The sequence below is a fragment of the Brachybacterium sp. GCM10030268 genome (assembly GCF_042666305.1).
Lineage (GTDB): Bacteria > Actinomycetota > Actinomycetes > Actinomycetales > Dermabacteraceae > Brachybacterium.
Window position 1 is genome coordinate 612,518 of record NZ_JBHTCW010000001.1, and the last position, 13,131, is coordinate 625,648.

The window sequence follows — 13,131 nt, forward strand, 5'->3', positions numbered from 1 at the left end:
TGGCGGCGTCTCCGTCGCCGGTGCCGTCCCGTCACCGCGCGTCTCAGGGAACGACCCGTGCCGGGTCCCCCGGCGCCGCCCTGACCTAGAGTGACCTCAGACCCCGCAACCGTGGATGGAGTGGTGAGCATGCACCCCCGTGCCGGCCAGAAGGCCCTTCCCGAGGATCTCGTCGACGTCGATGCGCTCCTGGACGCGTACTACGACCTCCATCCGGATCCCGCCGATCCTGCTCAGGCAGTCAGCTTCGGCACCTCCGGTCATCGCGGCTCCTCCCTCGACACCGCGTTCAACGAGGACCACATCGCCGCCACCACCCAGGCGATCGTCGAGTACCGCGCCAGGCAGGGCATCCGCGGTCCGCTGTTCATCGGCCGGGACACCCACGCTCTCTCGCGACCCGCCTTCGACACGGCGCTGGAGGTGCTGGCCGGCAACGACGTCGTCGCCCAGGTCGACACGATGGACGGGTACACCCCCACCCCCGCCGTCTCCCACGCCATCCTCGTCCACAACCGCGACCGCTCCGCGAGCGACCCGGGTCGGGCCGACGGGATCGTCGTCACCCCCAGCCACAACCCGCCGCGCGACGGCGGATTCAAGTACAACCCGCCGCACGGCGGCCCCGCCGACTCCGAGGCCACCGGCTGGATCGCGGACCGCGCCAACGAGCTGCTGGCGGACCGGCTGCGCGGGGTACGGCGCCACGGGCGCCAGAAGGCCCTGCAGGATGCGGGCCGCTACGACTACCTCCACACCTACGTCCAGGACCTTTCCAGCGTGGTGGATCTCGACGCCATCCGCCGGGCCGGGGTGCGCATCGGTGCGGATCCCCTCGGCGGCGCGGCGGTGGACTACTGGGCCGAGATCGGCGAGCTGCACGACCTGGACCTCACCGTGGTCAACCCCGAGGTCGACCCGCAGTGGTCCTTCATGACGCTGGACCGGGACGGGAAGATCCGCATGGACTGCTCGAGCCCGTGGGCGATGGCGTCCCTGCTCGAGAAGCGCTCCGAGTTCGACATCGCCACCGGCAACGACGCCGACTCCGATCGGCACGGCATCGTCACCCCCGACGCCGGCCTGATGAACCCCAACCACTACCTGGCGACCGCGATCAACTACCTCTACGCCCACCGCCCGAACTGGCCGGCCGGGGCGAAGGTCGGCAAGACCCTCGTCTCCTCCGGCCTGATCGACCGCGTCACCGCGTCCCTCGGCCGCGAGCTGTTCGAGGTGCCCGTCGGTTTCAAGTGGTTCGTTCCCGGACTGATCGACTCCTCCGTCGGCTTCGGCGGGGAGGAGAGCGCGGGCGCCTCGTTCCTGCGCCGCGACGGGTCGGTATGGACGACCGACAAGGACGGCATCATCCTCGCCCTGCTGGCCTCGGAGATCCTCGCGGTCACCGGCCGCTCCCCCAGTGCGCTGCACGCCGAGCTGGTCGAGGAGTTCGGCGCCAGCGCCTACGCGCGGGTCGATGCCCCGGCCGACCGGGAGCAGAAGGCGAAGCTGAAGGCGCTCAACGCCGACCAGGTCACCGCGACCGAGCTGGCCGGCGAGCCCATCGTCTCTGCGATCACCGAGGCCCCGTCGGGCGGAGCCATCGGCGGGCTGAAGGTCTCCACCGAGTCCGCGTGGTTCGCCGCGCGCCCGTCCGGCACCGAGGACATCTACAAGATCTATGCCGAGTCCTTCCGCGGCGAGGAGCATCTCGCGCAGGTCCAGGACGCGGCGAAGGCGCTCGTGGACGACGCGCTCGCCGAGTGACGTCTCGCCCTGTGACGCCGTGCCCTGGGAGCATGCGCGGTCGGTCTCAGCATTTCCGCAGGTGACCAGTCAAGGATACGTAAAGCCACGGTCAATATTGCGCCCATCACCCTAGGGTGGCGCCATCCACAAGCCCTTGCGCGCCCCGCCCCTCGGCTTGGAGGATGATCCGGGAAGGTAAAAGTTCGGTAGGGTAATATGCTCGGCCGGACCCACCGAAGATGACGTCGAACGCCCCCACGGGGCAGCGACCAGGAGAGGGGGACCGCGCTGATGCGACTGCGAACACGCCTTTGTGCATGTTCCGCTGCCCTCGCCATCGCGCTCCCCACCGCGACGCTCCCGGCCATGGCGGACGACGGCGATTCTGCCGAGAACCCTCTGCGAACGGTCGACATCGACGATCCGACCACCCCTGGCTCGGAGACTGCCGATCCCGGCGACACCGAGCTCACGCCACCCGACACCGCCCCGGACGACGCTGACCCGGTGCCGGACGAATCCGGTGACCAGCCGCCTGGTGATTCCGGGGACCAGACGCCCGGCGAGGAGGACCCCGTTCCGGACGGGGACTCGGGTCTCGTCGATGGCCTGTGCGAAGCCGCCGACGAGCTCGTCGACTGCGATGGCGATGGCAGCTCCGAGGACGCAGGCGACGGAAGCTCCGCCGACCAGGGCGACGCAACGGACGGCGACGGCACTGCCGACGGCGACGACTCGAACACTGACGGTGGCGACTCGAGCGCAGACGGCACCGACGGAGACGACTCGAACACCGACGGCACCGACGGCACCGACGGGAACACAGACCCCGCAACCGGTGACGGCACCACCGATGATGGCGCCACCGATGACGCCGACGCGACAGGCACCGACGGCGACAACTCAACCGGCGACGCCGACGCGACAGGTGCCGACGGTGACAACTCGACGGGCGACGCCGGCGCGACGGACGAGACCGACCCGCCCTCGGATGGTCCGGAGCCCATACGGACGAGCACCCCGGCGCAGACGGAGCCTCCCTCTCCGGCGCCGACCGAGGAACCGACCTCCGAAGAGCCCTCTCCTGGCGACCCGTCATCCGAGGAGCCAACCTCCGAGGAACCGTCGCCCGAAGAGCCAACCTCCGAGGAACCGAGCACCGACGACCCGACTCCCGAGGAATCCTCGAGCGCGACTCCCTCGACCGAGCCCACGGACGAGACGCCATCGGAACGGCCCGGCACGTCTGAAGAGGACCCCGCCCCGTCCGAGAGCGAGGGCGAGGACACTCCGTCCACTGAAGAGCAGACCACCGAGGAATCGGAGGAGCCCTCCGAGGAGCCGGCTCAGCGCGCCCGCCCGGAGGACGAGGAACCTGTTGAGCCGGCTCCGGCCGTGCCCAGCGAGGAGCCATCCAGCTCCGACGCCCAGGACACCAGGGAGACCACCGACACCACGGACACCGAATCCACCTCGTCGGGCACCACCGAGGTCGAAGACCCGTCGGAGGAACCGGAGACGTCCGAGGTGAATGGCGGCAACGGCGATCAGAGCCCTCCGCCACCACCCGAGCCGCAGCCGGCGTCGGCCGCGCAAGAGGGTGGGCCGGTCGTCCAGCTGCTCAACGCCATCTCCTCGAATGATGAGAACTCGGCGTTCGGCCGTATGCGGCAGGTGCTGATCATCGCACTCGGCATCGGTTTCCTCACCACGGCCGGCTTCGTCGGCGCCACGTGGCAGAGCCGGCGCGCGGCCTCCGTCAGCGGAACCAAGCGCGCGGGACGCTGAGACCCTGGGGCGAACGCCTCGCCGGGGCAGCCGTTCCCTGCGTACCCCGGACCCGACGGCTCAGCGCCGGGCGAGAACCTCCCGTACGTGCGCGATGATCTCGGGCACGCTGCGTTCCATCTCCACGATCGTGCGGTCGAAGGCCGCCTGGCCCTCGTACCACGGATCCGGGACGGGAATATCCGTCTCGAGCAGCTCGGGAGCCGCCGTCGGATCGAAGCGCCGCCACAGCACGATCTCCGGCGCCGCCCTGTCCTCGGGCAGCTGGTCCGCCATGCGGCGCAGCGCCTGCGCCTGCTCGGCCGTCATCGGCAGCACGACATCCCAGACCATCATCTCGGTGAGATGGATGGTGCGCGCGGTGTGCTCGAAGGGACGGGTGTACCCGGCATGTTCGAGCGCCAGCTCGGTGCGGTCGTCCATCGGCATCCCCTCCGCCTCCCAACTGGTGCCGGCGGAGCCCACCTCGACGCTGTCCTCGAGCCCCTCGGCCCGGATCGCCTCCCGCAGCATCACGGCAGCGGCCGGGGATCGGCAGACATTGCCGGTGCACACGGTCAGGACTCGGAGGGACGTCATGAGCGCCATTGTGTCAACGATCAGCGGCTGTGAGCGCCGATTCGCCATGGCCTCTACAATGCTCGAGGGAGTGCTTGCGGTGCCACGGGCCCGCGCCGGCGTATTCGCCAGGGCATGATCACCAGGGCACGATGGCCCGTGACGACGCAACGACGGCTCAGGAGGACAGCGATGGCCGACATCATCCGCGCCCAAGACGACGACTGGCCGCTGGTGCGCGAGATCCGGCTCCGGTCTCTCAGCACCGACCCGGCCGCCTTCGGCCAGAGCTGGGACACGGAGTCGACGTACGAGGACTCCGTGTGGGAGCAGCGCGTGCGCGATGCGGCCTGGTTCCTCGCCGTCGAGGACGGGCAGCCGGTCGCTGTCGTGGCCGCGCGCCACGAGGAGGACTCCCCCGACAACGAGCGCGAGCTGCAGGCGATGTGGGTGACCCCCAACTCCCGCAAGTCCGGCATCGCCCAGAATCTCGCCGAGGCCGTCTTCGACTGGGCCCGCCAGGACGGGGCGGACACGGTCACGCTGTACGTCGGCCCCGGCAACGAGGTCGCCCAGTCGCTGTACGAGAGCCTCGGCTTCGTCGACACCGGTGATCGGTGGGAGGTCGTCGAGGACGATCCCGATGGTGCCTGGCTGAAGATGTCCCGCGCCCTCTGAGGCCCGGTGTCCCTCTCGCGGCGCGTGGTCTCCCGCGTCCCCTCCCCGCGCGCCGTGCTGCGCACCGTCGGGGCGAGATCGGACCGGGGCCGCCCCCACTGGGCCGCCCGGCTCGAGGACGCCAAGAACGTCACGGTCGGCAGCGCCCTGCGCCGGCTCGGCTGGGATCTGCGACTGCAGCCCTTCCATGGGTACGGAACCTCCGGCCGGGTGCGGGTGCTGGCCAAGGTCCTCTACGCCTCCCCCGGCACCCCGGCGGACTTCCACGACCAACCTGTCCATGACATGCGGACCATGGCGGTGCGCGGCTGGCGCAACTTCGCCGGCCAGGTGGCGCCGAACCGCACCGTCCACGTCCTGATCGGTGACCGTCAGTTCCGCGTGCGGGCGGACCGCACCGGCATCGTCGACGCGGAGTTCGACGTCGCGCTGGAGCCGGGCACCCACCGCGCAGTGCTGTGGACGGTCCCGGGCAACGAGGTCACCGCCGACATCACCGTGTTCTCCCCGGAGGCGCGCGTGGGTCTGGTCAGCGACATCGATGACACCGTGATGGTGACCTGGCTGCCGCGGCCGCTACTGGCGTTCTGGAATGCCTTCGTCGTCCACCAGTCCACACGGCAGGTCGTTCCGGGCATGCCGATGCTGTACCAGCGCATCGCCCGGCGCCATCCCTCCCTGCCGGTCGTCTACCTCTCCACCGGCGCCTGGAACGTGTTCCCCGTGCTCAAACGATTCCTGTACAAGAACGGCTACCCCGACGGGCCGCTGCTGCTGACCGATTGGGGCCCGACGAACACCGGCCTGTTCCGCTCCGGCCGCGACCACAAGGTCCAGGCCCTCGAGCGACTTGCCGAGTCCTTCCCGCACATGCGGTGGATCCTCGTCGGCGACGACGGCCAGCACGATCCGTCGATCTACGCCTCCTTCTCCGCCCGCCGCCCCGAGCTGGTGGAGGCGATCGCAATCCGCCGCCTGACCGAGTCCGAGCAGCTGCTGGCCCACGGAAGCCTGCGGCCGCTGGAGCAGTATCGCCACGCGGGTGAGGCGCCGCTGACGGTCCAGGCACCCGACGGGCACGGCCTGCTGGCCGAGCTGGACCGCCATGGAGTGCTCTGATGAACGCTCAGCAATCTCGAACCCGCAACAGCGCCTGGCAGGGGCGGGCTGACACGCCCCGAGCGCCGGGGCCGCAGGCGGGCACCGTTGCCAGTACTGCCCTGGAGATCCGCGACGCCCGCACGGGCGATGTCCCGGCGATCGTGGACGTCGTCCAGGCGGCCTACCGAGGTGAGGGCGGTTGGACGACCGAGGCCCACCTCGTCCGCGGAGCGCGCGCAGACGAGGCCGAGGTGCGCACGATGCTGTCCGATCCCGCCGTGACCTTGCTGGTGGCCGAGGCCGACGGGGAGCTAGTGGGCTGCTGCTACACCCGCACGGAGACCGGATCAGCCACCGGCAGCGAACAGCTCTCACGTGCTGAACTGGGCTTGTTCGCCGTCCACCCCCCGCTCAGGGTCAGGGCCTCGGCGGCAGGCTCCTCGAGGCGCAGGCGGCGCTGCTCGCGAACGCGGGCGTGGCGGTCCTGGTGATCCAGGTGCTTCAGGAGCGCCCGGAGCTGCACGCCTGGTACCAGCGGCACGGATTCGTCCGCACCGGCACCGCCGTCCCCTTCCCCGGGGATCCGGACGACCTGGCGGTGCAGGACCTCGAGATGGACGTCATGGAGCGCCCGCTGCCGAAGCGCTGAACGACCTCGGCAGTCGCGAACCCGCGGGATCTCGAGGCGACGGAGAGCTTCGGCGGCCGCCCGAGTGAGCGGCCGCCGGAAGCTCAGCCCGTGTTCTTCAGGCCGGCGGCCACACCATTGATGGTGGTCAGCAGCGCCCGCTGCAGGTCCGGGTCGAGCTCCTCGCCGCGCGCGGTGACGGCCCGGGCCCGCTGGAGCATCGCGACCTGCATGTAGGAGATCGGGTCGAGGTAGCGGTCACGCACGGCGAGCGTGCGCTTGAGGACCGGCTGGTTGTCCAGCAGGCCCAGCACCCCGGTCAGCCGCTCGATCTCGGCGACCGACAGCTCATACTCCTCGCGAATCCGATCGAACAGGTGCCACAGCCGCTCCGGCACCAGCGAATGCACGTAGTGCGCGGCGATCTGCATGTCCGTCTTCGCCAGCGTCATCTCCACGTTGCTGATCACAGTGCGGAAGAAGTGCCAGTTGCGCAGCATGTCGTGCAGGTCCGGCTCCAGCCCCGCCTCGCGCGCCGCCTTCAGACCGGAGCCGGCGCCGAACCAGCCCGGCACGATCTGGCGTGACTGCGTCCAGCCGAACACCCACGGAATCGCCCGCAGTCCATCCAGTCCCTTGTCGGAGGTGGCGCGCTTGGACGGCCGGGACCCGATGTTGAGTTCGCCCAGCTGCTCGACCGGGGTGGAGGTCACGAAGTACTCGGGCAGGTCCGGATCATCCGCCAGAGTGCGATAGCGCGCATAGGCGGCGTCCGAGACGGTCTGCATGGTGTCGCCGAAGCGCTCCAGCTGCTCGGGAGTGGTGCGCGGCTCCGTGTGCAGCGCCGAGCCCTCCAGCACCGCGGCCAGTGACAGGTCCAGGTTCTCCCGGGCCAGCGTGGGCAGCGTGTACTTGTCGGAGATGACCTCGCCCTGCTCGGTGAACTTGATCTCGCCCTCGAGCACGCCGTACGGCTGGGCCAGGATCGCGTCGTACGTCGGGCCGCCGCCACGGCCGACGGAACCGCCGCGACCGTGGAACAGGCGCAGGGTGACCCCGTGCCGGGCCGAGACGTCGCGCAGGCGGCGCTGGGCCTGGTGGATCTCCCACTGGCTGGTCATCACGCCGGAGTCCTTGTTGGAGTCCGAGTAGCCGAGCATGACCTCCTGGCGGTCCCCGCGCAGGCGCACGATCTCGCGGTAGGAGGGATCGCTGAGCAGCTCGTCGAGGATCTCGCCGGCGGCGCGGAGCTCGCCCACCTCCTCCAGCAGCGGCACGAAGCCGATGTCGGCGCGGTTCTCGTCCCCGCCAGGGATGCTGATCAGACCGGCCTCGCGGGCCAGCAGTGCGACGGCCAGGATGTCGTCGGCCCCGTGGGTCATCGAGACGATGTAGGTCTCGATCACGGAGGTCCCGTACAGCCGGTGGGCACCGCGGATCTCGCGGAACACGTTGTAGGTGGTGCGCGTGGCGTCGTCGAGGATCGTCTCGTCCTCGGTGATCGCCGATCCCACCAGCGGTCGCCGGCTGGCGAGCTCCGCGGCGAGCACCGTGGTGCGCTCGGCACGGCTGAGCTCCGCGTAGGGGCGGTCCAGCTCGCCGACGCGGTCGAAGAGCCGGGCGAGGACCTCGTGGTGCTTCTCGGAGTGCTCGCGCACGTCCAGCGCCGCCAGGTTCAGGCCCGAGCCGGCCAGCACGTGCTGGGTGATGGCCAGGGCGCCGTCGGAGGCGCGCACCCCACGGTGGCGGTGCAGGGCCTCGCGCAGGACGCGGAAGTCGGCCTGGAGATCCTCGCTGTCGCCGTAGTCCTTGCCGGGCACGTGCGGCGCCCCGGAGCGGATCCGCTCGCGGGTCGCGCGCAGCTTGGCCCGCATGGTGCCGAGCTTGAGCCGGTAGGGCTCCTCGTCGTACATCTCCTGCTGGATCTCGTCGACGTCGACATCGCCGCCGTGCGAGAGGTCCTCGGCCAGGCTCGCGCGCAGCTGCTCGTCCTCGCCCGTCAGGGCGCTGGAGACGGACAGATCGAGAATCAGATCGGAGATGGCCTCGATGGCGATGTCGATCGCGGTCTCCGCCTGCAGCGCGAGCACCTCGCGGGTGACCTCGGCGGTGACGTACGGATTGCCGTCGCGATCGCCGCCGATCCAGGAGCCGAAGCGCAGGGGCACCTGACCGTCACGCAGCTCGGCGCCGTGGGCGCGCAGCTCGTCGCGGAGGTCATCGAGCATCTCCGGCATCGTCTGGCGGTAGATCTGGCGCAGGTAGTACAGGGCGTTGCGGGCCTCGTCCTGCGGGGTGGGCCGCTGGCGGCGCAGCTCGTCCGTCTGCCACAGAGATTCGATCAGCTCGGCGAGATCCCGGTCCTGGCGCCGGCGCTCGGGAGTGTCCTCCTCGGTCTCCTCCTCGAGGAGGTCGGAGATGCGGCGCAGCTTGGTCAGCACGGCGCGGCGGGAGGCCTCGGTGGGGTGCGCGGTGAAGACCAGGCGCACATCGAGTGAGTCGACCGCCTGCTGGAGACCGTCGGCCCCCAGCTCGTCGTGGACGGCGCGGACGGTGCGCGGGACCCAGGAGTCCGCGGCGGGGCGCTCCTGCAGGGCCCGGACCCGGTAGACCTGCTCGGCCGCGTTGGCGAGCAGGAAGTACTGCGTGAAGGCGCGGGTCAGTGCCGTGGCCTGCTCCAGGGGCAGCTCCGCCAGGCGCTTCTGGACGTCGCGGGCGTCGGCCTCGACGTCGGAGGCCTTGGCATCCTTGGTCAGCTTGCGCACCTGCTCGACGAGGTCCAGCAGCTCCTGTCCATGCTGGTCGGCGAGAGTGCGTCCCAGCAGCGTGGACAGACGCCGCACGGTGGCACGCAGCGGCGCATCGATATGCGGATCATCGCCGACGACGGGGAACTCGCTCGTCAACGTCGGGACGGCAATGGCGTCAGATTCGGGCACGGGGCCTCCTGAGGTCGGCGGCGCGTGGGAACGGCCGCCGGCAGTTGGGGCGACCGCCTCGGCGCGGAACGAACGGGCACAGACTACCGCGAGCGTCCCAGCAGCACGGTACGGGCCGATCGGCGGACGGTGCGGGTCAGAGCACGGCGCGCAGGAAGTCCTGCGTACGCTGGTTCTCCGGCTCGCTGAAGATCTTCTCCGGGTGACCCTCCTCGACGACGGATCCCTGGTCGAACATCATCACGCGGTTGGAGACGTCCCGGGCGAACTGCATCTCGTGGGTCACGATCAGCATCGAGATGTCCGTCTCCGCGGCGATGTCCTTGAGCACCGCGAGCACGTCGCCGACCAGCTCCGGGTCCAGCGCGGAGGTCACCTCGTCCAGCAGCAGGATCTCGGGATCCATGGCCAGCGCACGCGCGATCGCGACGCGCTGCTGCTGGCCACCGGAGAGCTGCGAGGGCCGGGCGTTCTTCTTGTCGGCCAGGCCGACCTTGTCCAGCAGCCCCTCCGCCTTCGAGGCGGCCTCGGCCTTCGACAGCCCCATCACGTGGATCGGGGCCTCCGTGATGTTCTCCAGCACCGTCATGTTGGGGAACAGGTTGAAGTGCTGGAAGACCATGCCGATGTGCTGGGTGATGCGGCGCCGCTGACGGTCGGGGATCCGCACACGCTTGCCGCCGGATTCCTCGTACTGCAGGGGCTGCCCGCCCACGTGGATGTAGCCGCCGCTGAGCTCCTCGAGGGTCATCACCAGACGCAGGATCGTCGTCTTGCCGGACCCCGAGGGCCCGATCAGTGTGACGCGCTCGCCCTGCGAGACGGTGAAGTTCAGGTCGTCCAGCACGGTGTTGTCCCCGAACCGCTTGACCACGTCGCGGAACTCGATGTGCGGGGCGCCCGGAGCGGACCCCGCCGCCAGGGCGCCGTCGGGCACGCCCTGCTGGAGGCCGCCGCTGTGGGCGCCGGGGTGCTGGTTGTTCTCAGGCAAGTTTCTTCTCCAGTCGTCGGATCAGGAGCGAGGTCGGGTAGCTCGCGGCCAGGAAGATCAGGGCCGCCAGCGTCAGCGGCTCCGTGTACCGGAAGTTGTTGCCGCCGTACTGCTGCGCCTCGCGCACCATCTCCCCGATGAAGATGACGGTCAGGAACGGCGTCTCCTTGAACATGGAGATCGCGTAGTTGCCCAGGGCCGGCAGCGTGTTGCGGATCGCCTGCGGAATGATCACCGCTCGCCAGGTGCGGGCGCGCGGCAGCGACAGCGCGGTCGCCGCCTCCCACTGGCCCTTGGCCACCGAGTCGATCCCCGCGCGGTACACCTCCGCCATGTAGGTCATGTAGTGGATGCCCAGCACGCAGATGCCGATGGTCAGTGTGTCGAAGTACTGCGACAGCACCAGGTTCGCGAAGACCAGCTGCACGACCAGCGGCGTCATCCGGATGAACTCGACCACGGCGACCACCGGGGCGCGCCCGATCGCCGGCAGGCTGCGGCGCAGGATAGCGACCACCAGGCCCAGCACCGCGGCGATGAGCGTGCCCAGCACAGTGGCCAGCAGGGTGATCTTGAAGCCGTCCAGCAGCGCAGGCAGGGATGCCCACGCGTGTCCCCAGTCCCAGAAGGTCATGCTGCACCCCCTCCCGTCGCGCTGCGCGCATTGGACCTGAACAGCGACCCCAGCGAGTGGGTGAGGCTCGGCCCGCGGCCGATGCGGTGCTTGGCGTCGATCTCCAGGGCGTTCATGATCATCACCAGCACCCACGCGATGACGAAGTAGGCCAGCAGCGCGAAGCCGAAGGCGTACCAGGTGCCCGTCGTCTGCCGCAGCCGATCGACCTGGTAGTAGAGGTCGTACAGGGTGATCGCGTAGACGATCGCGGTTCCCTTGAGGAGTTGGATCCAGAGGTTCGACAGCGAGGGGATCATCAGAGCCCACGCCTGCGGGATGATGACGCGGAACATGCCGCGCACCGGGCTCAGGCTGAGCGCGCTGATCGCCTCGTACTGCCCCTTGGGGACGGAGCCGACCGAGCCGCGGACCACCTCGGCACCATAGGCACCGTAGTTCAGGGCCAGGGCGAGCACGCCGCAGAACAGGGGCGTCAGCTCCCAGCCCAGCTGGGGCAGCACGAAGAACCACCAGAAGAGCTGGACCACGAGCGAGGTGCCGCGAAAGAACTCGATGAATACCCGCGCGATCCCGCGCACGACGGCGTACTTGACCGTCTGAGCCAGGCCGAAGGTCAGGGCGACCAGCAGGGCGCCGAGCGCCCCGAGCACCGTGAGCTGGACGGTGACCCAGATGCCGTCGAGGATCTGGGGCCAGCGGGAGATCATGAACTCGGTGTTGGCCCCGAAGTTCTCGAAGAAGTCGTTCATGGGTGCATCACTTCCGGCGCGCAGCATGGACGGGCCCGGGGGCGGTCATGAGGGGAACCGCGCCCGGACCCAGGCAGTCGCACCGGTCCCGCCGCGGGGCCTCGGGCGCCGCGGCTCACCGGAAGAAGCCTCACTGGAGGGCGGAGAGATCGCCGTCGCAGAGCATCTCGGTCGTCATCTCCTCGGGCGGCAGCTCGCCCTCGGTGAACCCGTACTCGCCCACGATGGAGAGGTAGCGCTCCGGATCCGAGACGATCTCCGCCAGCTTCTCGTTGTAGGCCTCCAGAAGGGACGTGTCGTCCTTGCGGAACACGGTCGCACCAGCGCCGTACTGCTTCTCGCCGTCGATGTCCGCAACGAAGCTGTCGGTGACCTCGACGTCGATGTTGGAGTTCTCGGCCAGCCAATTCAGGGAGATGGCGGTCAGTGCGAAGGCGTCGGCGTTGCCGCTGTTGACGGCGTCCACGCCGTCCTGCGGGCCGCCCACCTCGAGACCGTTCAGCCCCAGCGACTCGACGTAGCCGGCCTCGACCGCGCCGGACATGGTGGCGACCGTGAGATCGGTGTCCACGAAGGACTGCATGTTCTCGAGCCCCTCGGGGTTGCCGTCCGGGACCATGAGTGCCGTCGTGTACTGGAACTCAGGGTCGCCGAAGGCGGCCTCGGCGCAGCGCTCGGGCAGGATCGACATGCCGGCGCTGATGATGTCGAAGCGGCCGGCGTTCAGGCCCGGGATCAGCGAGCTCCACTCGGTCTGGACACCCTCGACGGTGTCGATACCGAGCTCCCCGAAGATCTCGCGGTGCATGGCGACGGTGGCGCCCTGCAGGTCGCCGCCCTCCTCGAAGCTGTAGGGGGCCTCGCCGGCGAAGCCGACCGTGATCGTGCCGGCATCCTGCAGCTGCTTGAGCAGGTCGCCGCCGCTCTCGCTGCCGCCGCCGGAACCGCCGTCCCCGCTGCCTCCGGTGTCGGTGCGGCTGCAGGCGGCGAGGCCGCCGAGGGCCGCGGCCGACACGACGAGACCGCTCCCCTGGAAGAAAGTACGGCGATTGTGCATGAAGTGCTCCCTCTCACTGCGCCCACGGCGTCGCGAGCGCTCAGATTGTCGGACAACCTGCTGTTTGGATATCGGATCGCAGTCCACGCTAAGGGGTGAGGGAGGGACGTTCGCGGGTCAGGCCACGTATCGTGATGGTGTCGTGACCCGAGGGACGGGCCGCGTCCGCGCCGGATCGCGAGGTGCGGACCCGCTCAGCGGGGGCATCGCGCGAGCACCGGGGCAGTGCCTTTGGCGCGCTCCGACCAGGCCCGAC

11 protein-coding genes are annotated in these 13,131 nt (G+C 69.8%); 5 read left to right on the forward strand and 6 right to left on the reverse strand.

Annotated features, from left to right (window positions below):
* Positions 1-129 precede the first annotated feature (129 nt).
* Together pgm and ACFQRD_RS02800 are read left to right on the forward strand one after the other, a co-directional pair.
* The gene (gene pgm, locus ACFQRD_RS02795; RefSeq protein ID WP_377803492.1) at positions 130-1,767 is read left to right on the forward strand and encodes a phosphoglucomutase (alpha-D-glucose-1,6-bisphosphate-dependent); all 1,638 of its coding nucleotides are present in this window, start codon (positions 130-132) and stop codon (positions 1,765-1,767) included.
* 1,079 nt (positions 1,768-2,846) lie between these two features.
* Positions 2,847-2,999: a hypothetical protein gene (locus ACFQRD_RS02800; RefSeq protein ID WP_377803493.1), complete on the forward strand. Its 153-nt coding sequence runs from the start codon at positions 2,847-2,849 to the stop codon at positions 2,997-2,999.
* A gap of 598 nt (positions 3,000-3,597) precedes the next feature.
* Here ACFQRD_RS02800 and ACFQRD_RS02805 read toward each other — a convergent pair.
* The gene (locus ACFQRD_RS02805) at positions 3,598-4,116 is read right to left on the reverse strand and encodes a protein tyrosine phosphatase (RefSeq protein ID WP_377016075.1); all 519 of its coding nucleotides are present in this window, start codon (positions 4,114-4,116) and stop codon (positions 3,598-3,600) included.
* Between the two features lie 171 nt (positions 4,117-4,287).
* Here ACFQRD_RS02805 and ACFQRD_RS02810 point away from each other — a divergent pair, with 171 nt between their 5' ends.
* The 3 genes from ACFQRD_RS02810 to ACFQRD_RS02820 all read left to right on the forward strand — a co-directional run bounded on the left by ACFQRD_RS02810 (position 4,288) and on the right by ACFQRD_RS02820 (position 6,523).
* Positions 4,288-4,773, forward strand: coding sequence for a GNAT family N-acetyltransferase (locus ACFQRD_RS02810; RefSeq protein ID WP_377016073.1), 486 nt, complete (start codon positions 4,288-4,290; stop codon positions 4,771-4,773).
* Positions 4,774-4,779: 6 nt separating this feature from the next.
* Positions 4,780-5,892, forward strand: coding sequence for an App1 family protein (locus tag ACFQRD_RS02815; RefSeq protein WP_377016071.1), 1,113 nt, complete (start codon positions 4,780-4,782; stop codon positions 5,890-5,892).
* Between the two features lie 439 nt (positions 5,893-6,331).
* Positions 6,332-6,523, forward strand: a complete 192-nt coding sequence (locus tag ACFQRD_RS02820) for a hypothetical protein (protein ID WP_377016375.1) — start codon at positions 6,332-6,334, stop codon at positions 6,521-6,523.
* An 83-nt stretch (positions 6,524-6,606) separates the two neighbouring features.
* Here ACFQRD_RS02820 and ppc read toward each other — a convergent pair whose 3' ends face one another.
* The 5 genes from ppc to ACFQRD_RS02845 form a co-directional block, all read right to left on the reverse strand.
* The gene (gene ppc, locus ACFQRD_RS02825; RefSeq protein ID WP_377016069.1) at positions 6,607-9,441 is read right to left on the reverse strand and encodes a phosphoenolpyruvate carboxylase; all 2,835 of its coding nucleotides are present in this window, start codon (positions 9,439-9,441) and stop codon (positions 6,607-6,609) included.
* 136 nt (positions 9,442-9,577) lie between these two features.
* Positions 9,578-10,315, reverse strand: a complete 738-nt coding sequence (gene ehuA / locus ACFQRD_RS02830; RefSeq protein ID WP_377016373.1) for an ectoine/hydroxyectoine ABC transporter ATP-binding protein EhuA — start codon at positions 10,313-10,315, stop codon at positions 9,578-9,580.
* A gap of 109 nt (positions 10,316-10,424) precedes the next feature.
* Positions 10,425-11,066, reverse strand: a complete 642-nt coding sequence (gene ehuD, locus ACFQRD_RS02835) for an ectoine/hydroxyectoine ABC transporter permease subunit EhuD (RefSeq protein WP_377016067.1) — start codon at positions 11,064-11,066, stop codon at positions 10,425-10,427.
* Positions 11,063-11,818 (reverse strand): ectoine/hydroxyectoine ABC transporter permease subunit EhuC, encoded by a 756-nt coding sequence (gene ehuC / locus ACFQRD_RS02840; RefSeq protein WP_377793441.1) that lies wholly within the window; start codon positions 11,816-11,818, stop codon positions 11,063-11,065. The genes ehuD and ehuC overlap by 4 nt, the downstream gene beginning before the upstream one ends.
* Before the next feature lie 130 nt (positions 11,819-11,948).
* Positions 11,949-12,875 carry a transporter substrate-binding domain-containing protein gene (locus tag ACFQRD_RS02845; protein ID WP_377016063.1) on the reverse strand — a complete coding sequence of 309 codons (927 nt, stop codon included), beginning with the start codon at positions 12,873-12,875 and terminating at the stop codon, positions 11,949-11,951.
* Positions 12,876-13,131 lie beyond the last annotated feature (256 nt).

Coding starts and splice junctions, on each gene's coding strand:
- pgm (WP_377803492.1), top strand. CDS start 130: ATGCACCCCCGTGCCGGCCAGAAGGCCCTTCCCGAGGATCTCGTCGAC.
- ACFQRD_RS02805 (WP_377016075.1), bottom strand. CDS start 4,116: ATGACGTCCCTCCGAGTCCTGACCGTGTGCACCGGCAATGTCTGCCGA.
- ACFQRD_RS02810 (WP_377016073.1), top strand. CDS start 4,288: ATGGCCGACATCATCCGCGCCCAAGACGACGACTGGCCGCTGGTGCGC.
- ehuD (WP_377016067.1), bottom strand. CDS start 11,066: ATGACCTTCTGGGACTGGGGACACGCGTGGGCATCCCTGCCTGCGCTG.
- ehuC (WP_377793441.1), bottom strand. CDS start 11,818: ATGAACGACTTCTTCGAGAACTTCGGGGCCAACACCGAGTTCATGATC.
- ACFQRD_RS02845 (WP_377016063.1), bottom strand. CDS start 12,875: ATGCACAATCGCCGTACTTTCTTCCAGGGGAGCGGTCTCGTCGTGTCG.